Genomic DNA, 24113 nt, shown 5'->3' on the forward strand with positions numbered 1-24113 from the left:
ATGCTCAATCGCATTAATTACTATCAAAACGAAGGTATAGGGATGAAATTGCTAAAGATTCCCTTTAATTTAAGATTTGTAGTCGGGATTAGCCTTCTAGATAAAAAGTTTTACCGGGAGTAAACAGCTGGGAGATAGGGATATCCCAGTCATTAACATCTTCGATCAGCTCAACCGGCTCAAAATACGATATCCCGAACTTCAACACATCGGGGCGACAGTTTGCTAAGAAGCGATCATAGAAGCCCTTGCCATAGCCCACTCGATTGCCCTGCTTATCAACAACCAACAAAGGCGTCAATACAGCGTCTATACTTTCCACAGCAACCTCTTCTGCATCGATAGGCTCGGGTATACCCCATGCGTTGCTGAGCAGCTTCCCATCTTTTTCTAAACGATAGTGATGGAGCTGATGAGTTTCAAAATCAGATTTCGAAGTTACGAGCGTTATTTCCGGATACTGTTGCCAAATCCATTTAATGAACGGCCAGGTGTTGAACTCCTTAAATTTCTCGATAGAAAGATAGAGATGCAGATACTTGATTGCAGACCAATCATATTGCTGCAATTGTTCTAATAGCTGCTCGTCAAGCAAAACCAATTGCTCTGCTGTTAAGCCATTCCGTTGTGCCTTATAGATTTCGCGTAGTTCCTGCTTTCTCATCCCTATTAAACAAAAACGGCCTTGCCGCAGAGCGCTAACAAGACCGAATAATCAACCTAAACCTAAATATTATTTTACACGTTCGATGTAATCACCTGTACGTGTGTCAACTTTAACTTTATCACCTTGGTTAATGAACAAAGGCACATTGATTTCCACTCCTGTTTCTACAGTTGCTTTTTTCAACGCGTTCGTCGATGTATCACCTTTAACCGCAGGCTCTGTATAAGTAATCTCCAATTCAACGTTTTGAGGTGCCTGTGCCATGATTGGCTCATCGCTCTCAAACGCAACGATTACATTCATTCCTTCTTTCAAGAAGCGCGCTGTGCTTCCGAAAAGCAATTTCGGGATATTGAACTGTTCGTAAGTCTCGTTGTCCATAACTACGAAAAAGTCTCCATCCTCATATAAATATTGGTAGTCATTCGTCTCTACGCGAGCAATCTCTACCTCTTCGTCGGTTCTAAATCTGTATTCTACTAATTTACCGGTCTTCACATTGCGCATTCTAGCTTGATAGAACGCACGTAAGTTTCCTGGCGTACGGTGGATAAACTCTTCAACCGTTACTAATTCGCCATTAAAACGTAGGACATTCCCACTTTTTACATCTGAAGCTTTTGCCATAGTCTATATTAATTATTGGTCACAAAAATAGGAAAAGTAACCCAAATTGTCTATTTAAAATCCATTATTTCAAGATATTCGTTGCAGAATGCATACTCGTGTTCCTGATTGGAACCGATGATCAGCAGACGATCATTAACCGTATCCTCCACTAAATCCAAATACCAGGCCTCACCTACCTTATCCAGGTTACTCGTCGGCTCGTCCAGGAATAGCATCTTGCTATCCGAGCAGCAGGCTAAAACCAGTTTCACGCGCTGTTTCATTCCTGAAGAGAAATAACGAATCTCTTTCTGCAGTACATTTGAGCCAAAGCCCAAGCGCTCTTTCACCGCCTCTAAATTAAAGCCATGCAACAGTGGCTTAAACTTAAAATGGAAATCTATCAATTCGTTGAGCGTAAATTCTTCAATCAACTCAACATAAGGGGCAGCAATAGCGGTATGCTTATAAACTTCCTCAATCTCCACTTCCTTCCCGTCCTGCTGATATCCCAAGGTTCCTTCGCTTGGGGTCAATGCACCGGTCAGCACCTTAATCAAGGTCGACTTACCCGAACCATTAGGTCCCAAAATAGCGTAGCGGTTTCCAAAAGAAAAGGTATAATCGATATGTCTAAAAATCCATTCTCGATTATACCTTCTACCAATATCTTGTAAAGTTATATTCAAATAATCACCTGCTTAAAGTTAAATACCCGATCTACCTTGTCCGAAACCTTTGACAACGCCGCGGTTAGACGCTCTGACGAAGCCGAGGATTTCATCTCTCAATTCTGTTGCCTCAAATTCCGCCTCGACGATATCCAAAGCCTTACCTAAATTACTGTGTTGAACAAACAGCACACGGTAAATATTCTGAATCTCATTAATCTGCTCATTGCTGTAACCTCGTCTTCTTAAACCAACCGAGTTGATACCGGCATAAGAGATAGGCTCGCGAGCTGCTTTAATATATGGAGGAACATCCTTACGCACAAGCGTACCACCCGTAACGAAGGCATGTGATCCGATTTTACAAAACTGATGCACGGCTACCATACCCGCTAGCACCACATAATCACCAACAGTGATATGGCCAGCCAGCGTACTTGAGTTGGAGAAGATACAGTTGTCGCCGATAAAACAATCATGCGCTATATGACTATAAGCTTGAATCAAGCAGTTCTTTCCAATTACGGTTCTATAACGATCTTTCGTGCCTCGGTTGATCGTCACACACTCGCGGATCGTTGTGTTATCGCCGATTTCCGCCGTTGTGACCTCGCCTTCAAACTTTAGGTCTTGAGGCTCACCAGAAATTACTGCCCCAGGAAATATCCGGCAGTTCTTGCCAATCCGTGCACCATTCATGATGGTCACATTCGAGCCAATCCACGTTCCCTCGCCAATTTCCACATCCTTGTGTATTGTGCTAAAGGGTTCAATGACTACATTCTGTGCTATTTTAGCTTCAGGATGTATGTATGATAAGGGTTGAATCATTTCTTTTTAATTATCCTTTTACCTTCACGATTTGAGCCATTAATTCAGCTTCACTCACCACTTTGTCTCCAACCATGCCGACACCCTTCATGCGTGCAATACCACGACGAATAGGCTCTAACAATTCACAAGTGAAGATAACTGTATCACCCGGCACCACTTGGTTCTTGAATCTTGCATTTTCAATCTTCAAGAATAGTGTTAACCAGTTTTCAGGATCAGGTACCGTATTTAAAACCAAAATTCCTCCTGTTTGAGCCATCGCTTCGATCTGCAATACTCCAGGAAATAATGGCGCACCAGGGAAATGCCCCATAAATAAGTCCTCATTCATCGTAACATTCTTTAAGCCCACAACATGGGTTTCCGAAAGTTCCAAGATCTTGTCAATCATCAAGAATGGTTGACGGTGAGGGAGGATGTTCATGATCTGAACCGTATCGTAAACCGGCGGAGTATTCGGGTCATAAACTTTCACGTTCTTTTTGTTCTTCTCTCGTTTCATTTGCGCTTTAATACGTTTCGCAAAGGCAACGTTCGCTGCGTGACCAGGACGTGCCGCCATGATATGCCCCTTGATCGGTTTTCCTACTAGTGCCAAATCGCCAATCATATCCAATAACTTATGGCGGGCAGGTTCGTTCTGATGGCGTAAGGAGATGTTATTTAAGATACCTTCCTGCGCAACTTCAACGCGCTTGTGGAACAGTACCTGAAGTTTCTCCAACTCATTGTCTTCAATTTCCTTGTCAACAATGACGATTGCATTCGATAGGTCGCCCCCTTTTATCAGGTTTTGACTAACCAAAGCTTCCAATTCATGCAAGAAACAGAATGTGCGAGAAGAAGCAATTTCTTTGCTAAACTCATCGATATTCGTGATGGAAGCGTGCTGACTTCCTAATACCGGCGAATTAAAATCAATCATACAAGTGATACGGTAGCCATCTACCGGCATTGCTACGATTTCCACTTTGTTTTCAGGGTCGTTGTAATGGATGTTGTCCGTTACTTCGAAGAAATCTCGATCCGCATCCTGATCCTGGAAACCTACTTCTTGTATTTTATCTATAAAGATGGCAGCACTACCATCTAGAATCGGCACTTCAGGGCCATCAATTTCGATCAATACGTTATCCAACTGCAAACCCACAAGGGCAGCCATAAGGTGCTCAATAGTACTTACAGATGCGCCATTCTGAGAAATGGTTGTTCCTCTAGCTGTATTTGTCACATTGTCTGCATCAACACTTACAGTAGGTTCGCCATCTAAATCCACACGTTTAAATTTATACCAATGATTCTCCGGTGCTGGTTTTAACGTTAGGTGCACTTGCTTACCCGTGTGCAACCCAACACCCGAAAATTCGATATCGGACTTAATGGTTCTTTGTTTAACGTTCATATCTATCATTATAGTTTTGCGTAATTCGGGTAAAGTTAGGTATTATTTTTATCTTTTAATTGCTTCTCTAGCTCCGCTAAACGGCGTTCCATTTCCGGTAATTTGGAATATAAAACTTGCGAGCGCAGTTCATTATTATATGGAAATGCCGGGCTTCCCCCCCATTTCTTATTTTCTTCTAAAATAGAACGGTTGATCCCTGATTGCGCCTGCACCTGGGTGCCCTTAGCAATCGTGATATGACCGACCACACCAACCTGCCCTCCTAATACAACGTGTTCTCCGATCTTTGTGCTACCGGAAATTCCAGTTTGTGCTGCAATTACCGTATTTTTCCCGATTTCCACATTGTGTGCAATCTGAATTAGGTTGTCAAGCTTAACGCCTTCACGGATAACGGTTGAGCCCATCGTTGCACGATCGATAACGGTATTTGCGCCAATCTCAACGAAATCCTCAATCACAACATTACCGATCTGCGGAATCTTATCATAAGTTCCATCTTCTTTAGGTGCGAATCCAAATCCATCACTCCCTACAACCGCTCCGGCATGCACGATTACCGACTTGCCGATAATGCAATCTTCGTATACTTTTGCACCAGGAAACAGAACCGTATTATCGCCGATTTGTACATTGTCGCCAATATAAACTTGCGGATAAATCTTAACGCGATTGCCTAATTTCACGTTCTTGCCGATGTAGGCAAAAGCACCTATGTAAGGGTTCTCCCCCATTTGTACCGTCTCGTGTATATGGACAGCGGAATCAATACCCTGACGCTCATTGCGTAATTCATGGTACAATTTAAGCAGTTCTGTGAACGCCGAATATGCGTTCTTTACACGAACCAGTGTAGATTTAACTGGTTTTTGTAGAATAAGATCCTCGTTGATAACGATAATACCAGCTTCGATCTCATAAATAAAATGCTCGTATTTTGGATTGGCCAAAAAGGTTAAACTCGATGAATTAGACTCTTCGATTTTGGAAAGACTATCTACCAACACGGCAGGATTCCCTTCCACTGTTCCTTTCAATAATGTTGCTATCTGTTCAGCGGTGAATTGCATTCGGTAATTATATGTATTTTAACAATCTTCGAGCATCTCGATATTGACATACCCGATTTCTTTGGGATAAGTCACAGCATATTTTTCTACACGTTTCGCCAACGCTTCAATATTGGACAAATCAGAAGCTTCGGCTATGTCACATAGGCGACCGTTCTTCTCCAATACTCGAATACTGTTTATCGAGGTATCATAGGCACTATTTCCTACGACCTGCTCATATAAAAAATAGCCCAAATCTTTCTCTTCGATATCAAATGTTTTCAGAACCCTCTCCTTTATTTCTTCCAGATAGTCTGCAGAAAAAGGCGTTTTGCTCATTTCGGTCCGGAAGAGTTCGCGATGAATAATCTTGGAACATAATAAGCTTAGAATCGGATCCTCGTGGCTTGCCCATATTTTGATAGCCGACATGATATCGGTATCATCCAAACGCGTAAACCAGGTCAGATGCGATTCATCCTGCAGGAAGGTATCCCTGTTGATTTGATTCTTCAGAAAATGAGCTAGTGCTGGTGTCGCAAATAAGCTAACACCCTGATTACTCAATTCTTTTGCTCGGGCTAAAGCTTTGATCATCATCTGCTCGGCGGTAATCACCGTCTTATGCAGATAAACTTGCCAATACATGAGCCTCCGCGCAATCAAGAACTTTTCTACCGAGTAGATCCCTTTGCTCTCGACCACCAATTCATTGTCCTTAACGTTCAACATTTTGATAATCCGATCAAAGGAAATTACCCCCTCAGATACTCCGGTAAAAAAGCTATCTCTATTTAAATAATCCATCCGGTCGGTATCCAACTGTCCGGATACCAACTGATGTAAGAACTTACGGTGATATTTATTGTTAAATATGGTGATCGCCAGGTCTAAACGACCATCAAATTCCTTATTCAACTTATCCATCAGCAACGCTGAAATGATTTCATGTGAAACACCTTCAACTAAGGTATGTTCCAACGAGTGAGAAAATGGACCATGTCCCACATCATGCAGCAAAATAGCCGCTAGAACTGCTTCCTCTTCTTCCTCCGAAATCTCTACCTCTTTTCCGCGAAGCGTCTCGATTGCTAAGCCCATCAAATGCATGGCCCCGATAACATGCTGAAAACGCGTATGCAAAGCCCCCGGATAAACCAAATGGGTCATGCTTACCTGTTTTATGTAGCGTAGGCGCTGTAAAAATGGATGCTGGATGATATCGTAAATGAAACCTGACGGAATTGTTACAAATCCGTACACTGGGTCATTTATTATTTTCTTCTTATTCAACTGACTAATAACTAGCACTTTACACAACCTAGTTTTAACATCAAACCATCTAATACTAGGCTAAGATACGTGCAAAGATACATAGATGGTACTTAATTAATGTTAAAAAAAACGCAAAAAAGACAGTTTAAAGACCTTTTCCCACATAAAACGTAAAGATAATGCTTAAAATCAACAGAATAATAGGCTTACAGTAGTGGAAACCCGACAATTTCTTAAAAACTCAAACGATTGTATTAACTAAAATTCCAAAAAGAAAACTACTATTTTCTGACATTTAAATTACTAATTAAAAACAGACACATATTTTCAGGCTTTTGTAAGTTGATATTTCAAATCAGCAGCTTAGATGGGCTTGTTAATGTTAAGCAAGGTTAATATTCCACTGTCACAAAGAAAAAAGACGTAAATTAGCGAGTATATTCAGGGAATTCCATGCAAAAAACACATATCCTTTGGGCCGATGACGAAATTGAGTTCTTAAAACCTCACATTTTGTTGTTAGAACAAAAAGACTATAAAGTAAAAACCGTAAATAATGGTGCCGATGCCGTCGAAGCGTTCAAAAGTGAACCTTTCGACCTGGTATTTTTAGATGAAAATATGCCGGGACTAACGGGGCTGGAAACACTGAATATCCTGAAGTCCATCAACCCCTCAATCCCTACTGTATTGGTGACGAAAAATGAGGAAGAGCACCTCATGGAGGATGCTATTGGTGCGAAAATCGACGACTACCTGATCAAACCGGTCAACCCGAAGCAGATCCTGCTGACCATCAAAAAGTTTACAGAAAATAGACGACTTGTCAGCGAACGCACTTCAATGGCTTATCAACAGGATTTCCGCCAACTCGGGATGCGAATGAATGACGACCTAAACCATGATGAATGGGTCGAAGCCTACAAAAAGTTGCTCTATTGGGAACTGTCGCTCGAGAAACTTGAAGACGCGGGTATGCATGAAATATTGACCATGCAGAAATCCGATGCCAATTTATTGTTCTCTAAGTTTATTGAAAAAAACTACCTGAATTGGATGAAAAACCCCGATGAGGGCCCCATCTTATCCCATCAGCTATTTAAAAAGAAGGTTTTCCCAAAAATGGAAGCCGATAAGCCAACTTTCTTCTTCCTGATCGACAATCTGCGTTACGACCAATGGAAGGTCATCAATGAGGTAATTTCGGATTATTACCGTGTAGAAGAGGAAGACAGCTATTACAGCATCCTGCCCACCGCCACACAATACGCTCGAAATGCCATATTCTCAGGTTTAACGCCGCTGGAAATGGAGAAACGCTTTCCAAAAGAATGGCAGAATGACGACGATGAAGGTGGCAAGAACTTATACGAAGATGTGTTTCTAGCGGATCAGGTGAAACGAATCTACCGCCGCGACATCAAGCATAGCTATACCAAGGTCATCACGCTTGAGCAAGGAAGAGATGTATTGGAAAACATCAATAAGCATATGCAGATCGACCTGAATGTATTTGTTTACAATTTCGTCGATATGCTTTCACATGCACGAACCGATATGGCGATGATCCGCGAGCTAGCAAACGACGAAGCCGCATACCGTTCATTGACGCTCTCTTGGTTTGAGCACTCCCCGCTATTAGAAGTCTTGAAATGGTTATCGCAAAAAAATGTCCGTGTCATTATCACAACCGACCACGGAACGATTCGCGTCCGCAAACCAAGCAAAATAATCGGCGATAGAAATACCAATACCAACCTGCGCTATAAGCAAGGGAAGAACCTTAATTTTATAGAAAAGGATGTATTTATCATCAAGAACCCACTAGAAGCACAATTACCACGATTAAACGTCAGTTCCACTTTTGTATTTGCAAAGGAAGACACCTATTTTGTGTATCCAAATAATTATAATCACTTCGTCAATCATTTTAGCGGAACATTCCAACATGGTGGAATATCGCTGGAAGAAATGATTATTCCATTTATTACCTACTCTCCGAAACAGTAGTAGTATTAGTAGTTAGTAGTTAGTAGTTAGACCTATGTCGGCTAGGAATGGTTGTCCCAATAAATGTGGACATATTGCCCTTTAGGTCTTTATAGTAAATACTATGTCTGAATCAGGAAAAAAGGATTTAAGGATTGGCGGGATCGGGTCTAACTACTAAGTACTATGTCTGAACCAGGAAAGGAAGGATTTAAGGATTGACAGGATCGTGTAAAACGTCTACTGTCTAATATCTGATATTCCGCCATAGGTCTTTATACTAAGTACTAACTACTAAATACTATTTCTGAACCAGGAAAAAGAGGATTTAAGGATTGACAGGATATTCTGTCCATCGTATTAATCGGCCCCATGTTGCCCGCCAAAGGTCTTTATACTAACTACTAAATACCAAATACTAATTAAACACATTTCACTCCCAAATCATACCCCTTTCGGCGCGGGTTTGAAAGGGTTATTAAAGGGTTAAGTAAGGGTTTTGAATTGGGTTTAAGCAGACGAAGTCTTTAGTAGTTTGTATTTAAGACTTACCCGATCCTGCCAATCCTTAAATCCTTGCTTTCTTGGTTCAGACATAGTAGTTAGTACTTAGTACTTAGTATTTAGACCTATGGCGGACAAAATAGTCGCAACTATGAGGCATACAAAATATCCTACAATCTCTTCTTTTCAAACACAAAAAACAACCTTCCCTCTTATCCTGCCAACCATCCCTGTCCGCCATAGGTCTAAATACTAACTACTAAATACTAACTACTAATTCCCTAGATATTGATTAATTTTGGGCATGGAATACTTGGTAAACTCAACGGAAGACCTGGCTGCTACCGCGCAGTGGTTATTACAACAAAAACCGGATGCGAAGATCTTTCTTTTTAATGGTGCTATGGGTGCTGGAAAAACCACCTTTATCAAAGCTATTTGCGAGGTTTTAAATGTTGAAGACAGCACATCAAGTCCTACCTTTTCCATTGTCAATGAATATGCTGCTGCTGACGGTCCTGTTTACCATTTTGATTTCTATCGTTTGAAGGACGAGCAGGAGGCTTACGACCTAGGTTATGAGGAGTATTTTTACTCGGGGGCATACTGTTTTATCGAGTGGCCGGAGAAAATCCCTAACCTTCTTCCGGATGATGCTGTGAATATTGAGATAGAAATCATTGATACTCAAAGCCGAAAGATAAAAATCAAATAATTTTCTTTTCTGTTGCAACCCTTTTTGCGGGGATGGCGTCTTTATAATAAACCGAACATCAATTGGAGCCACAGAGAATTATACATATTTGGGATCGTTGTAAGCATAACGATCGGAAAGCGCAGGCTGAGCTGTATCAGCATTTCGCTCCCAAAATGTACGCTATCTGTCTTCGTTATGCGAGGGATACGTTTGAAGCTGAGGACATGCTTCAACAAGGATTTATTAAGGTGTTTACAAAAAGTGCACTTTTTGGAGGCACAGGCGTTCTTGAAGGTTGGATCCGTAGAATCATGGTCAATACGGCGATTGAAATTTACAGGAAGAACAAGATAAGTTTTGTATCGACTGATGAAGTTTCGGGCGCGGCGATGGCTGAACATTCCACCCTACAGCTCAACAACTTGGATTATAAAGACCTCTTAAAACTGATCAAAGGGCTACCACTGGGTTATAAAACCGTGTTTAACCTATATGCGATTGAGGGCTATAACCATCGGGAGATTGCGGATATGCTTCAGATTTCGGAAGGCAATTCAAAATCTCAACTATCGCGAGCGCGACAATTGCTTCGAGAACGAATTACTAAAATGGAGGAACTAGGCATATGAAAGATCAAGAATTAGACGACTTGTTTGCCAAGAACTTAAAGGATGCAGAGGCGCAGCCCCCTGCAGGACTATGGGATAAAATCGCTTCGGAGCTACCGGCTGACGAGCCTGTATCGAAAAAACCGATTATATTATGGCGCTATTTTGCTGCTGCCGCAGCAATCATGCTATTCTTCGGCATCGGTATGTATGTCTACCGTTCGAAAGATGCAAGGCAACCTGTTGAGCATAGACAAATAGCGAAAGCACCGGAATTGGCCAATCCGATGGCCCCGGAAGTTGTTGAAACAAGAGAGCCTGTAGGTCCGAACACACCTGTTGTTTCACAGGAAACGTCAAACACATCCAGCGAAGTGGAAAAATCAAACAGGTTGGTTGCCGAAAAACGGATGTCGACGCCAACTTCGAAAGTGGAAAAGCAAGACCAAAAGCTGTATGTCGCTATCGAGAAGCATCCGGTAAAACCTGTTGAAGTCCTAGAAAGAGTGGAGTTGCCCGAATTAAAAGCGATGGATAATGAAATACAGCTTAGCCAGCGTGAGGTCACACCGATACAGCCGCTTGTGAACATTATTGAAAATGAAGAACTGATGTATGCGCAAAAAGCAATTACTGATAAAAAACCAAAACAAAGTATAATAACCAAAGTATTAAATGGAATTGCCGATAATATCAATATTGGTAATGGCGATGTTTCTTTCAGCAATGATGAGGAAGGAAACATACGGATAGATTTAACAAAAAGTTTAGCAAGAAATAGAAGATAAGTTATGAGATCAAGAATTACCCTAGTATTTGCAGCAATTTTATGCTTAGGATTGCAATTGTCGCAAGCGCAAATCACGATTAGCAAAGAAGCGAAAACAGACTCCACGGAAGGAAAAACGCGCACAGAAATTGATATCAATGTGGGAAAAGACGATAAGGACGATGAGAAGAAAATAACCTATCCTCGTACCTTTGGTGGGATTACCTTCTCACGCGTCGATTGGGGGTTCTCGAGATTGGTTGATAACGGCAGCTTTACCCTATCCGAGGGAAATAAAAATTTAGACTATAAAAAAGCATCGAACTTTGGTTTTGATGTTGCCCAATTCGGGGTTCGTTTTAGCGATATCTTTAAAGTGTATGCCTCTGCCGGTTTCGAGTGGAACTACCTGCGCTTAGAAAATGACGTGCTTTTTGTGAAGGATGTTACTCCATTAGAATTTGCTGACCTTGACCCCGACTCCAGATACAAGAAGAACGTATTTACCTCTACATATTTACGCTTACCCCTAACTTTCGAGTTGAGAAGCCACAAGTTGAGCAATGGCAAGCGCTTGAAATTTGCCTTCGGTGCGATGACTGGCGTATTGTTGAAAGGTACACAACGCTTGAAAAGCGAGGAGTTCGGAAAACAGAAATATAAAGACACCTACAACTTAGCGACATTCCAGTATGGAGGATTTGCACGTATAGGCTATGATAATTTCGGCTTGTTTACTAAATATTATATCAACGATATGTTTGAGAAAAGCCCGGCTCAGGAAGGCGTAAGAAACCTTACCTTCGGTTTAACACTGGGTTTTTAATAGTAATTACAGTTTGTAAAATGTATTTTTGTGTCGGGTTGAAAAGCCCGACATTTCTTTTTTTGAATTGTCTGCTTTCATTGAACAACAAGAAATTCATTCATATTGCTGTTTCAATGGGAACATGAAAATTTTATTTATGAGTCAGAAAGCATCTTCTTGTCAATACATATTCTCCGATGTACAGCAACCTAATCTACCCTTAATTCATGGGAAAGACCTGTCCTGCATTTTTGAGGGCACGCAGCGCGTTGTTGCCGTCGATCAGGTAAATTTCGGTATTGAGGAGGGGAAGATTACGGCCATTATCGGTGAATCGGGAAGCGGAAAAAGTACGCTTCTACGCTTAATCTATGGCTTAGCGGAACCTGCAACAGGCGAAGTACGCTATAGAGGCTGGCTGGTTCCGACAAGAAAAGACAAGTTGATCCCGGGACATGATGCGATGAAGCTCGTGTCGCAGGGATTTGATGACCTGAATCTTTATGCCAAGGTTTGGGATAATGTAGCCTCTCAACTGCCCAACACCGATTTGGACAGGAAACGTAATAAGACCCAAGAGGTGTTAGCGAAGCTGCGAATGGATCATTTGGCACAAAAGAGAGTAGCCGATCTTAGTGGCGGGGAGAAACAAAGGGTCGCTATTTGTCGTGCACTGATCAATGATCCGGAGGTTTTGCTCATGGATGAACCTTTCAATCAGGTTGACGCCGCTTTTCGCGACGACCTTCAACAGGATATTCAGCAAATCGTACAAGACACAGGATTGACCGTGGTACTCGTATCACATGATCCGGCAGAGGTGTTGGCGATGGCAGATTACCTGATTGTAATGAAAAACGGGCTGATTGTAGACCAAGGCAATCCCACTGAGCTCTACTACCATCCGCAGAATCCTTATACGGCAAGACTGCTTGCGAAAAGCAATGTATTAACAGCAGAACAAGCTTCGAAGGTAGGTATTGAAGCTAAAGGTTTGATTGCCATTCATCAAGAGGCCGTACAGTTTGAAGAGGCTAGCGAAGGAACATATTGGGTGAAAGACAGCAAATTCAGAGGGATGTTTACCGAATTGATTATTGGAAACGATGAGCTGACCCTGCACGCGGTACAGTTTCCGGCAAAGGCTATCAAAAAAAATACGAGAATAAATATCCTCGTATCTTCTGTTCATCACTTCGAGTCCTAAACTCGAGGGTATTTTAAAATTTCTTTGTTTTCTCTATCCATTGGATCATCGCATCAAACCAATCGCGAGCATCAGTCTTATTGACTAATCCGAAACCATGCCCCCCCTCTTCATAGGTAAAGATCATGTTTTCGACTTTATTCTTTTTCAAAGCCTCCTGATAACGATAGCTATTCTCAATTGGCACGCCTTTATCGTCCTTTGCGCTCATCAAGAAGGTCGGTTGCGAGTTCTCATCGACTTGTTTCTCTAAAGAAAAGAGTTCGATATCCTCCGCCTTGAAATCAGGACCAATGAGGTTGTTTTTGGAGCCCTTATGCGTAATCGCATCATCCATGCTAATAACGGGATAGCATAACACTGAGAAATCAGGGCGCAGGTTGGTATCCTTCAGTTCTGCCGTCTGCGGTCTATTGTATAGGGTACTGAGCGATCCGGCAAGATGTCCTCCTGCAGAAAAACCTAGCACGACTACTCGCTTGCCCGGATTTTCTTTCCTTACTGTTCGCAACGCATATTGCGCATCCTGCAGAGGTCCAAAACGCTTGTCTTTCATTGTCTCGGCTTTAGGCAAACGATATTCCAGCACATAGGCATTGTAGCCCAGATCATTTAATCTATTCGCTACGTCATGCCCCTCATGATTGATTGCAACTCCCGCATAACCGCCTCCCGGGATCACCAAGAATGCCAGATCCTTATTGTTCTGCGCAGCGGGATGTACATATAATTTCGGAATTTCCTTATCAGTCAATTCCTTTGTCGGCTTTGTTGCTCCCGGAATCAGGTCTCCGGTGTACAAGGGTCTCATCTCGCCTTTATCCTGGGCGAACACAGCGCTAGAAAGCATCATGGATAATACAAAAAATAAATTTTTCATGGTTTATAGGTTGGCCATGACGATCAGATCAAGATCCTTGCATGGCAGGTTGAATTTCTCACTCATATCCTTGTTACACAGGTTGCCGTGATATAGGTAGATTGCACTACGAATTCCTTGGTTTGCCCATATCATGGTATTCATCCCTCCGGATTCGCCAATCTCTAATAGAATCGGCGTGAAGATATTCGTTAAAGCGTAGGTCGCGGTACGAGCGACTCTGGATGCAATATTGGGCACACAATAGTGGATTACGTCGTACTTTTTAAATACCGGTTTATCATGATTGGTCACTTCCGACGTTTCGAAACAACCGCCCTGATCGATACTCACGTCGATAAGCACAGAATTAGGTTTCATCTTCGATACCGTATCCTCGGATATCAAACAAGGGGTTCTACCGTTTTTAGCGCGGACTGCGCCGATTACGACATCACAGGTACGAACGGCTTTATTGAGGATAATAGGCTGTATTACGGAAGTAAACACACGGCTTCCGACATTGCTCTGTAAACGGCGAAGACGATAGATGGAACTATCAAACACCTTAACTTGCGCTCCTAAGGCGATCGCTGTGCGTGCAGCAAATTCCCCCACCGTACCGGCTCCGATGATGACCATCTCGGTCGGCGGAACGCCCGTTACACCGCCCAACATGAGGCCTTTACCATCAGAAACATTGCTTAAGTATTCTGCAGCAATCAATACGGAAGTAGCACCGACAATTTCACTCATGGCTCGGACGACGGAAAGGTGTCCGCCCTCGTCCTGTAAATATTCGTATGAAAGAGCCGTTATCTGCTTTTTCATTAATGCTTTGAGTATATCAATGCCCATGAGCGAAGGCTGCTGTGAACTGAAAAGAACCTGACGACTTCGCATCAGTTCGACTTCCTTCAACGTTGGGCTAGATATTTTGATAATAATATCTGCTTTAAATACTTCCTTAGGGTCGTAGACAATTTGAGCGCCTTGCTCGCTATAATGATGGTCGAGGAAGTTCGATTTGTTACCGGCGCCACTTTCCAAGATAATCTCATGTCCGTTCTCGACCAATAGACCGACGGATAGCGGGGTTAGCGCGATTCTATTTTCTTGAAAAGATGTTTCTTTGGGTATTCCTATGGTCAATCGTCCCTTTTTCTTTCCCGTTTTCAGCATGGCTTCTTGAGGTTGTAACACACCTTGCTGAGCAATCTTCGACACGTTTATCATTTAAAACTTAATATGTTAACCTAAAAATACGTAATATTCTTTCAATTAAACAGGGTTTTAAGATTATATTTACTAAAAAATAGGAAGTTCAGAAGTTAAAATAATCGTAAGTTTGCATTCTAACCGATCACAATGAAACTATTAAGACCATTGAATCATATCAGGATTGTTCCAAGATGGATTATATTCATGTTTGATATCGCAGTTTCTGCGATTGCTTTCCTTTTTGCATTCACGCTGTACTATAATTTTAAGCTTGAAGCCTTTTCCAGAGTAGATTTCGCCACGTCTTTTTTGTTTTGTATCAGCTTAACTGCCGTTTCATTTTTTGTATTTAGGTTGTATAGCGGTATTGTTCGTTACACTTCAGCGGTAGATTCGATCCGAATCCTGTCGACGATTGTGTTTACTTCCATTATCATGTTTTTGGTGAAGTTGGTGTTCATCGCTTTTGATGTTCATATTTCTGTTCCAACAAATCTGATCATCATTTATTCATTGTTTGCATTTACAGGACTAACGACCTACAGAACCTGTATCAAGATATTTTTTCAGTACACTAAATCGGCTCGTAATGGTCGCAAAAGTGCAGCAGTTTATGGCGCTGGCGATTTGGGTATCGCTGTGAAACGTACGTTTGAGCATGACTTCCGTTCGGATAAGACGATTGTAGCTTATATTGATGACAATGAGGAGAAGATTGGTAAATCCATCGACGGACTTAAGATTTTTGCTTCTAAGGATTTCCAACGTATTATCGACAAATACGGCATCGACGAGTTGATAATTGCTTCCTCAAGAATTGATATCGACACGAAGAATGCCATTATTGATCAGGCACTCGAGCATAACGTCAATGTATTGACTTTGCCGCCTGTCAATAAAATTATGAATGGTGACCTCTCTCCAAGCCAAATCAAAAAGATAAAGATTGAAGATCTGTTAGAGCGTGCTCCAATTCAGATCTCTAATGAAAAATTGTTAGACCAACTCCGTGGCAAGCGCGTATTAGTAACAGGGGCTGCCGGCTCAATTGGTAGCGAAATCTCGAAACAATTGGGACGCTACGAGCCACAGATGATTATCTTGTGTGACCAAGCGGAATCTCCGCTTCACAACCTTCAACTAGATCTTCAGGATCAGTTTAAAAATCAGATATACCACACCTACATTGCGGATATCCGCAACGAGGAAAGAATGCGCGAGCTGTTCCAAACTTTTAAACCGCATTTTGTATATCATGCTGCTGCTTACAAGCATGTTCCGATGATGGAGAACCATCCTAGCGAGGGCGTCAAAACCAACGTATTCGGCACCTATCTACTAGCAAACCTTGCGGTTGAATTTGAGGTAAGCAAGTTCGTTTTTGTTTCTACAGACAAAGCTGTGAACCCGACCAACGTGATGGGTGCTACAAAACGAATTGCTGAAAAGTATGTCCAGACACTGAACAATTACTTGTTTAACTTAAATGACGGTAAGGGGACCAAGTTCATCACTACGCGATTCGGGAATGTATTAGGATCAAACGGATCCGTAATCCCTCGTTTCAAAGACCAAATTGAAAAAGGAGGCCCGGTTACAGTAACCCATCCAGATATCACCCGTTATTTCATGACGATCCCAGAAGCCTGCCAATTAGTGCTCGAAGCGGGCAACATGGGTAATGGTGGTGAGATCTTCGTATTTGACATGGGTAAATCAGTAAAAATCGTCGACTTAGCGAAGAAGATGATAAAGTTGTCTGGACACACGCCATTTAAGGATATTGAGATCAAATTTACAGGCCTTCGTCCGGGGGAGAAACTATACGAGGAGTTGCTCAACGACTTAGAAAATACAGTTTCCACACACCATGAAAAGATTATGATCGCTAAAGTACGCGAGAATGATTTCGACCTGGTGAAAACCGAGATTGCTAACCTATCGAAAGCACTTAACATGCATAATAACATGAACATTGTGAGGCAGATGAAGGTAATTGTACCAGAGTTTAAGAGTCAAAACTCTATTTATGAGCAATTGGACAAAGAAACTGTCGAAGCTGTTAACTCGCGAACCTCTTAATTATTTTCGGGAAATTATTGCAAGTATTCTATAAAAGTGTATTTTTGCGTTCCGTAATCTATTCAAACTAAGAATGTCACAAAATAAACAAAACGTTTCTTCAACGACTACTGGCGGTTCGAAGAAATCTTTTTTTCAAGAAAACGAAAAGAGCATCATCTTTATTGTAGCTGGTATAATCGTATTGATTTTATTATACATCGGCTATCAAAAATTATATCTAGCACCTAGAGCAGAGAAAGCAGCTTCTGAGATGTACCAAGCGGAGCAATATGCTGCAATTGATTCATTACAGAAGAAAGCGATCGAAGGCGACGGTTCTTTCGCAGGTTTCAAAGAAATTGCGGACGAATACAGCAATACAAAATCAGCGAACATCGCTAATGCATATTTAGGCGGTTTATACCTTCGTCAAAAGAACTTTAAAGAAGCAATCAAATATCTAGAGCAATACTCTGAGACTGGAAGCGCAATCCTTGACCCTTTAATTATTGGTTTATTAGGCGATGCGTATTCTGAAGAGAAGATTTATGATAAAGCTGCAAACTTCTACAAGAAAGCTGCGGAGAAATCATCAAATACATTTACTACTCCAGTATTCTTAAAGAAATTAGGACTAGTTTATGAAGAGCTTCAAGACTATAAAAATGCGGAAGCTACTTATGAGAAGATTCGCAATGACTTCCCAGAGAGCGCAGAAGCAACAACGATCGACAGCTTTATCGCTAGAGTACAAGCGAAACAGTAATTATAAAATTTTAGTAACTTTGAGGGCCCCCAACAGGTGGCCCTTTTTTATAGGATAACATTTTTATTATGTCAAGCAGTTTAAAAAACCTTTCAGATTTTTCCCATATCGAAGTTGGCAGTGCCGAGAACTTAAAGTTCGCCATAGTGGTATCACAATGGAACGCACAGATTACTGGCGCATTATTGAATGGTGCGTATAAAGGTTTATTGGATCACGGTGCTAAAGAAGAGAATATCGAGTTGATTGAGGTTCCGGGGAGTTATGAATTGATCGCTGGAAGCGATATTGCTCTTAGAAACAAAGAGCTTGACGCTGTTATTGCATTAGGCTGCGTCATCCAAGGCGAGACAAGGCATTTTGATTTTATCTGCCAAGCTGTCGGTACTGAACTTGCACAAGTAGGTTTGAAACACAGCAAACCTGTTATTTTCGGCGTTTTAACGACCGACAACCTACAACAAGCAATTGACCGCGCTGGTGGAAAGCATGGCAATAAAGGTGAGGAAGCTGCCATTACAGCCATTCAAATGGGCCTTATTCATAAGAGTCATTAGTGGTATTGTTTTTGATTAACTAGTGTTATGAAGCGTTATCTATTTATAGTTCTGGGTGTTGTGTTCTTAGGAACGAGCATCCTATCTTCATGTGCATCCCAAACGTGCGCTGCCTATGGTTCATATCCCAAAAAGAAATATAGAAGCAGGTAATCACAAAAATAGGGTGTACCCTAGTTCACATAAAATTTCAGTATTATGAAAAATAAGAAGAATATAGTTTACTATATCTACATGTTTTTTATTGTAGTAACAATTCCTTTGCAACCCATCTTCGCTCAAAGCAGTTCGATCAGTGATAAGATTTGGACGGGCATCGGTGGAAAAAGTAAATGGGATAACACAAACTATATGATGTTTACCGTATCAGGTAACAGCAAATTCAGCTCGATCAGTTCGGAGCGCAAATTCCTTTTGGATAAGAAAACCGGAGATGTCCGCTTCGAAGGTGGAATCAATAACGAAAGTGTCGTATTATTATTCAACGTACGCACGCAGAAATTAACAGGGGTATTCAATGAGAACGGAGCTACTTTACCCGTTCAAGAATATAAAGATGATCTTTCAGATGTAATCGAACAATATAATCTGGATTTAAAGGTATTGTCGCTACCCGTTACGTTATTATCCAATTCTACGCTGAGCGATCAGACTGAAAGCAAGATTATCAATGCGGAGCGTTTGAAGAAAATTATGTTCAATAACTTCCTCGGTAAGTCAGGTAGCATCTATGTTAACGAAGAAACTGGCCTAATCAAGCGTATAGACGTCGACAGCAAGAGTTATATCGTTAATGGCTATAAAGACATCGGAAGTGGCTTAGTGCTCCCTACGAGCTTTAAAGGTAGCTCAGACAGCATCTCTTACCAGAAGGTTGCATCCTTTACTGATATGGAAAAACAAAAGTTTAAAACATTCTAATAGAAAAGCCCGCGAATCGCGGGCTTTTTCTCTGCTTTATTATTCCTGGATAAACTCACTCACCCGTCCTACTCGACCATCGGTAGAAACAGTAGCAAGCTTAATTATCTGTCCTTTTTGTACCTTAATTCCTTCGTTAGGGAATACCTGACTGTTTGCATTCGGTTCGGAACCGTCAGTTGTGTAATGTATCACGAATCCTGGGTATTCAATGTTCGCAAGTAGTTTATCGCCTTGTTGCTTCACGCCTACGGATGGCAAACGGTATTGGAATCCTCCTGCAAGCGGTTGTAACTTCGGAAGCTCTTGCTTTCCTACCTTATTGATAAAGGCAGAATAGGATTTATCAAAAGCTTTCTTATCGAACTTAAAGTCATCTTCCCAAGCGTGCGCAGGTCTCCATGCGCGTTCTGCTAAAGCATATAAGCGTGGCAGAAGCATATAATCCATTCGTTCAGCCGTGAGTACCGTTTCTTGCCATAAAGCAGCCTTTAGGCCTACTAGATTTGATTTTCCTTTCTCTGTCAATCTTACTTTTCCTTTGATATAGCTGTCTTCCAGCTTAGCGCCCGCATCGGTATACTTCATATTGGCAAAGAACGACTCAGGAAGCAGGGCGAAAGATTGATAAAGATCAGAAATGGACGCCCACTTAAGACCTGGTTCACGGAAATCCTTATCCCACACCATATCAAGATAGTAGTTTGCACAGCTCGCGAACACCGTCTTATATCCCGCATTCGCCAGCTTATAGGCTAAATCCTCTTGTCCTCCTCCGATTACGTTATTCCAAACATCCAGCAACATATTCTTATGTGCCAGCTCTTCATTAACGACCATGCCATTCCCCTTATTAACCATTCCTATCTCTTCCCATCCGGCCATCTGTAAATCTTTAGCAGCACAGATTTCCTGGATCCTGCCAATGTAATATGGCCACACCTCATAAACTGACTTGAAGCCTTCCTTAGCCATCAATTCTTTGATCTTCGGTGAATTTTCCCAAGAACCTGACGGAACCTCATCACCTCCTAAGGAAATGGTCTCCAACTTCAATCCAGCTTCCGTATACATTTGCTGAATTTCGCTGATAACGACGTCTAGAAAGCGATATACTGAAGGGAGTGCCGGGTTCATCACATTATCGTCCCAGTATTGCGCCGAGCTGTATACCGATTTATCTTCGGCTTCGTACAACAAAAACTCTTCCGCCTCCTTCTGCTTGCCTTGCGCCATCAGACGCTTATAACGAGCTTCCATAGCCTTGATTGCAGCGCGTGCATGTCCAGGAGTTTCAACCTCAGGAATAACCGTGATATAGCGAGCCGCGGCATACTTTAATATCTCTTGAAAGTCTGCTTTGGAAAGAAAATGCCCGTTGGTTACTGTGGTTCCCGAGCCATAAGCTGGTTGCAAACTCTGACCATCCTGAAAATAAGGCGAGCGTACCGATCCAATGTCCGTTAGTTCTGGCAACGCAGGAATCTCCAGACGCCATCCCTCATCATCAATAAAATGAAGATGCAGCTTATTGATTTTGTACATCGCCATCAGATCGAGGTATTTCAAGATAACTTGTTTATCCTTAAAATTTCTAGCAATGTCAATCATCAACCCCCTATATTCGTAACGGGGTTTATCATGAACTTCTAAAAATGGTAGATTCACATTTCCGATGCCATTTAATTGATCCGCAGTCATTAAAGACTTCAGCGATTGTATGGCATAGAATGCTCCAGATGGCTTACCTGCCTTAATTTCCACAGCATTCGAATTGATCGACAGTTTATATTCTTCTTCCCCTAAAGTCTTGTCAAATAATACCCTAACCTTCGCGGCGTTCTGCTGTGCATCCGTAAAATTCAATTGCCTAAGTTGCGCAGCGAATTCCTGAAACATGCTCATCTCAAAATTGAACGCAGCATCGATGTAATATCCCACCGAGCCCGAAAGTCTCAGCGTGCCTCTACCCTCCTTGATCGACATCGGAGTCGGAAGAATCAACTGATTGGCATCGCCTGCTCTTGCGGCATTTTTATCATAAAGTGCGCTTAGAAACTGCTGTTGCTCAGCGCTCGACAACTTCAACGGGGTAATTGTAGGATCGCCAATCTCGATAACTTTCTTAGGATCATTATGCTGCTGTAAGTAGAAGCCATTCGGGATAAGCGAGGTATGTGCAATCGGATAAGGCGATTGATACTTGATCAATAAAGAGTCCTTCGCGGCAATTGCTTGCGCATTGAAGTCTATACTGTATAAATTCCCATTTCGATTATGGATGGTATAAGCGCCAAAGTTTCCCTCCTTAATGGGATACATCGAGCTGAACCATAAAGCGTAATCGTTGAGATTTAAGGTATTGTTTGATTTATTAATTAATGTAAGTTGAAGTCCTAAATCGTCCTTTCCATTGTAGGTCTTTCCATAATCCCATTTTAGGTTAAGGTCCTGACCCAGCACAGATAGGCTAGACATGCTTGTCATGAGAATCATAAGTCCCATTTTCGTTAATAGCTGCATAATTTAATTAAAGTTAATGCTTAAAAGTAGGTAAAAAACGTAGTTATTCAATTTTTATCAAAAATATTTTGCGAATAAAAAAGTAAGTTCTATATTTGCACACCGAAACACAATAAGGCCCGTTCGTCTAGGGGTTAGGACGCAAGATTTTCATTCTTGAAACAGGGGTTCGATTCCCCTACGGGCTACGAAAAGCGACTTGAAAAAGTCGCTTTTTTTATGCCCTAAAGCACCCTGTAACGACGCACAAACTCAATGATCCTTCTTCCTCCTAATCCTTCTCCCGGGTTATTTATCCCAACCCCATCAACATTCTCCTCCTAACATTGTTAATTAATTATCACTCCATAAACATCATTCAGCATGAAATTCGGACAAGTAGCAGATCCATCATCCATCGACTTCAAACTCCCCAAAACCCCAAAGGAAACGCTTGCGCTATTAAAAAAGCATAAAAGCAAGAAACCCCTGTCCATATACGTAGGATGTGCAAAATGGAACCGCAGCGATCTGAAAGGCTTCTATCCTCGGGGCACAAAAGACGAGCTGACTTACTACGCTACGCAGTTCAATTCCATTGAAATGAATGCTACGTTCTATAAATCGCCAACCAAGGATCAGGTGGAAACCTGGAAAAACAAAACACCGGATGGCTTTAAATTCTTTCCGAAGATTACGCAGTCCATATCCCATTACGGTCGACTCCTGAACTTCGAAGAAAAACTAGAAGCCTTTGTCGATTCCACCGTATTGTTCGAAAAGAAACTCGAAATGGCGTTCTTACAGATGATCAACAACTTTAAGCCGAAGGATTTTGATCGCGTTGAGCGCTTCGTCGAGAAGTTTCCGAAAGGATATCCATTGGCGGTGGAAGTGCGAAATGAAGAATGGTTTGAGCCGGAAAATGCCGAAAAACTTTACAGCTTGCTCGAGAAAAATAAAATAACCAACATAATTGTCGACACACCCGGTCGTCGCGATATGTTGCACATGCGACTGACGACCCCTACGGCATTTGTTCGTTTCGTTGGAGCAAACCATCCTATCGATTATCCTCGTTTGGACGAGTGGGTAGAGCGGATTGCAGCTTGGAAAAAGGCAGGCCTGCAGAATCTCTATTTTTTCATCCACGAACGAACGGAAATAGATTCGCCCCTATTGGCGACGCATTTTATCCAGCAACTGAATCAAGAACTCGGCACGAAGCTACGCGTTCCGGAAAAGGCTAATATAAATCAAAAATAAGGATGCTTTCCTACAAGAGGAGTCAGCATTCTATGCGCTACAAGGCTAAGTCTGACATCGAATAGCGCAATCCCTATCCATATTCAATTCAAACCCATATCATACCCCTTCCAGAGCGCTTATGATTGGGGTTTGCATTGGGTTTGAAAGGGCTTTACATTGGGTTTGAGTCGACGAAGTCTCCATGAAGGCTCGACTGAGGAGTAGACAAAAGCCATATAAACGAGAAGAAGCCACCCTTCAGGACAGCTTCTAATTTATCTCGTAGGAAAGTAAAGATTAAATCTTCTCTACTTCCGTAATTTGATTTCCTTGCTTAGAACGCGCGTATTTGTATTTAACCGCTTGGTTAAGATTCAATACCATACCCGCTAAGTTGTCATTAAAATAAACAGTTTCTCTCGTTTCGTTGTCACGGATAAAACCATAATGACCTACTTCGTTGTAGAAAGACACTTTTCCGAAATGGTATTCTTCCGTCGGGTCAGCTGGACGCTGAAGGTCTTCTTCTTTGAATTTGTAAGGTTGCGATGGTGGCGTATCTGAAATATTTCCAAACTCGTCCACGTAAGCAAACATTTCTTCAAGAGCTTTGCCCTTATTGTTGTTCGACTTGTTGATTTCTCTTCGTTCTTGTTTTTCTTGCTTCTTCTGAAGCTTCTTCTTTGCAGTTTCTTTTTTCTTAAATGTGAGTTGACTTTTAGCCATTAAATAGAATTAAGGGTGAATAAATAAGGAAGATTAATATCTTAAGCAGGGAGATGCGCCTTGGACAGAAGAGTTATGATCCTTTGTGAATAAATCAAAGATACGAAATATTAAGCAAATTATCAAGTAAATGCTAGCAGCGTAACGCCAGTCT

General features: G+C 41.7%; 22 protein-coding genes and 1 tRNA gene. 12 read left to right on the plus strand and 11 right to left on the minus strand.

What is annotated here, in order from left to right; genetic code table 11:
* Positions 1-88: 88 nt before the first annotated feature.
* From QYC40_RS16210 to QYC40_RS16240, 7 genes are all read right to left on the minus strand, one after another.
* A complete protein-coding gene (locus tag QYC40_RS16210) occupies positions 89-664 on the minus strand; it encodes a 5-formyltetrahydrofolate cyclo-ligase (RefSeq protein WP_301991221.1) in 576 nt (191 codons plus the stop codon).
* A 69-nt stretch (positions 665-733) separates the two neighbouring features.
* Complete coding sequence (gene efp, locus QYC40_RS16215) at positions 734-1294, minus strand: elongation factor P (protein WP_149524671.1); 561 nt, start codon at positions 1292-1294, stop codon at positions 734-736.
* 50 nt (positions 1295-1344) lie between these two features.
* Positions 1345-1965, minus strand: coding sequence for an ATP-binding cassette domain-containing protein (locus QYC40_RS16220; RefSeq protein ID WP_301991223.1), 621 nt, complete (start codon positions 1963-1965; stop codon positions 1345-1347).
* Between the two features lie 18 nt (positions 1966-1983).
* On the minus strand, positions 1984-2778 hold the full coding sequence (gene lpxA, locus QYC40_RS16225) for an acyl-ACP--UDP-N-acetylglucosamine O-acyltransferase (protein WP_149524669.1): 795 nt from the start codon (positions 2776-2778) through the stop codon (positions 1984-1986).
* A 10-nt stretch (positions 2779-2788) separates the two neighbouring features.
* A complete protein-coding gene (locus QYC40_RS16230; protein WP_301991224.1) occupies positions 2789-4183 on the minus strand; it encodes a bifunctional UDP-3-O-[3-hydroxymyristoyl] N-acetylglucosamine deacetylase/3-hydroxyacyl-ACP dehydratase in 1395 nt (464 codons plus the stop codon).
* 35 nt (positions 4184-4218) lie between these two features.
* Entirely contained in the window at positions 4219-5256 is a 1038-nt protein-coding gene (gene lpxD, locus QYC40_RS16235; RefSeq protein WP_301991225.1) for a UDP-3-O-(3-hydroxymyristoyl)glucosamine N-acyltransferase, read from the minus strand.
* An 18-nt stretch (positions 5257-5274) separates the two neighbouring features.
* A complete protein-coding gene (locus QYC40_RS16240; protein ID WP_301993713.1) occupies positions 5275-6531 on the minus strand; it encodes an HD domain-containing protein in 1257 nt (418 codons plus the stop codon).
* Between the two features lie 435 nt (positions 6532-6966).
* Here QYC40_RS16240 and QYC40_RS16245 point away from each other — a divergent pair, with 435 nt between their 5' ends.
* The 6 genes from QYC40_RS16245 to QYC40_RS16270 all read left to right on the plus strand — a co-directional run bounded on the left by QYC40_RS16245 (position 6967) and on the right by QYC40_RS16270 (position 13095).
* Complete coding sequence (locus tag QYC40_RS16245; RefSeq protein ID WP_301991226.1) at positions 6967-8523, plus strand: PglZ domain-containing protein; 1557 nt, start codon at positions 6967-6969, stop codon at positions 8521-8523.
* A 787-nt stretch (positions 8524-9310) separates the two neighbouring features.
* Entirely contained in the window at positions 9311-9721 is a 411-nt protein-coding gene (tsaE, locus tag QYC40_RS16250) for a tRNA (adenosine(37)-N6)-threonylcarbamoyltransferase complex ATPase subunit type 1 TsaE (protein WP_301991227.1), read from the plus strand.
* 62 nt (positions 9722-9783) lie between these two features.
* Positions 9784-10332 carry an RNA polymerase sigma factor gene (locus QYC40_RS16255; protein WP_301991229.1) on the plus strand — a complete coding sequence of 183 codons (549 nt, stop codon included), beginning with the start codon at positions 9784-9786 and terminating at the stop codon, positions 10330-10332.
* Positions 10329-11099: an anti-sigma factor gene (locus QYC40_RS16260; protein WP_301991231.1), complete on the plus strand. Its 771-nt coding sequence runs from the start codon at positions 10329-10331 to the stop codon at positions 11097-11099. Before QYC40_RS16255 ends, QYC40_RS16260 begins: the two co-directional genes overlap by 4 nt.
* A gap of 3 nt (positions 11100-11102) precedes the next feature.
* Positions 11103-11906 (plus strand): outer membrane beta-barrel protein, encoded by an 804-nt coding sequence (locus QYC40_RS16265; RefSeq protein WP_301991232.1) that lies wholly within the window; start codon positions 11103-11105, stop codon positions 11904-11906.
* 139 nt (positions 11907-12045) lie between these two features.
* Entirely contained in the window at positions 12046-13095 is a 1050-nt protein-coding gene (locus QYC40_RS16270; protein WP_301991234.1) for an ABC transporter ATP-binding protein, read from the plus strand.
* A gap of 13 nt (positions 13096-13108) precedes the next feature.
* Here QYC40_RS16270 and QYC40_RS16275 read toward each other — a convergent pair whose 3' ends face one another.
* Together QYC40_RS16275 and QYC40_RS16280 are read right to left on the minus strand one after the other, a co-directional pair.
* Positions 13109-13975, minus strand: a complete 867-nt coding sequence (locus tag QYC40_RS16275; protein WP_301991236.1) for an alpha/beta hydrolase — start codon at positions 13973-13975, stop codon at positions 13109-13111.
* 3 nt (positions 13976-13978) lie between these two features.
* A complete protein-coding gene (locus QYC40_RS16280) occupies positions 13979-15190 on the minus strand; it encodes an alanine dehydrogenase (protein ID WP_301991237.1) in 1212 nt (403 codons plus the stop codon).
* Positions 15191-15322: 132 nt separating this feature from the next.
* Here QYC40_RS16280 and QYC40_RS16285 point away from each other — a divergent pair, with 132 nt between their 5' ends.
* The 4 genes from QYC40_RS16285 to QYC40_RS16300 all read left to right on the plus strand — a co-directional run bounded on the left by QYC40_RS16285 (position 15323) and on the right by QYC40_RS16300 (position 19483).
* A complete protein-coding gene (locus tag QYC40_RS16285) occupies positions 15323-17257 on the plus strand; it encodes a nucleoside-diphosphate sugar epimerase/dehydratase (RefSeq protein WP_301991238.1) in 1935 nt (644 codons plus the stop codon).
* Positions 17258-17330: 73 nt separating this feature from the next.
* Entirely contained in the window at positions 17331-18005 is a 675-nt protein-coding gene (locus QYC40_RS16290; protein ID WP_301991239.1) for a tetratricopeptide repeat protein, read from the plus strand.
* 68 nt (positions 18006-18073) lie between these two features.
* On the plus strand, positions 18074-18562 hold the full coding sequence (ribH, locus tag QYC40_RS16295; RefSeq protein ID WP_301991240.1) for a 6,7-dimethyl-8-ribityllumazine synthase: 489 nt from the start codon (positions 18074-18076) through the stop codon (positions 18560-18562).
* Between the two features lie 198 nt (positions 18563-18760).
* Positions 18761-19483 (plus strand): hypothetical protein, encoded by a 723-nt coding sequence (locus QYC40_RS16300; protein WP_301991241.1) that lies wholly within the window; start codon positions 18761-18763, stop codon positions 19481-19483.
* Positions 19484-19522: 39 nt separating this feature from the next.
* Here QYC40_RS16300 and QYC40_RS16305 read toward each other — a convergent pair whose 3' ends face one another.
* Entirely contained in the window at positions 19523-22006 is a 2484-nt protein-coding gene (locus QYC40_RS16305) for a family 20 glycosylhydrolase (RefSeq protein ID WP_301991243.1), read from the minus strand.
* Between the two features lie 116 nt (positions 22007-22122).
* Between QYC40_RS16305 and QYC40_RS16310 the strand changes: the two genes are divergently transcribed.
* Together QYC40_RS16310 and QYC40_RS16315 are read left to right on the plus strand one after the other, a co-directional pair.
* Positions 22123-22194: transfer RNA gene (locus tag QYC40_RS16310), tRNA-Glu, on the plus strand.
* Positions 22195-22369: 175 nt separating this feature from the next.
* Complete coding sequence (locus QYC40_RS16315; protein WP_301991244.1) at positions 22370-23251, plus strand: DUF72 domain-containing protein; 882 nt, start codon at positions 22370-22372, stop codon at positions 23249-23251.
* A 279-nt stretch (positions 23252-23530) separates the two neighbouring features.
* Here the strand turns inward: QYC40_RS16315 and QYC40_RS16320 are convergent, their stop codons facing one another.
* Positions 23531-23959 carry a cold-shock protein gene (locus QYC40_RS16320; protein WP_301991245.1) on the minus strand — a complete coding sequence of 143 codons (429 nt, stop codon included), beginning with the start codon at positions 23957-23959 and terminating at the stop codon, positions 23531-23533.
* Between the last annotated feature and the right edge of the window lie 154 nt (positions 23960-24113).

Origin of the sequence: Sphingobacterium sp. BN32, assembly GCF_030503615.1 — a bacterium.
Taxonomy (GTDB): Bacteria; Bacteroidota; Bacteroidia; order Sphingobacteriales; family Sphingobacteriaceae; genus Sphingobacterium.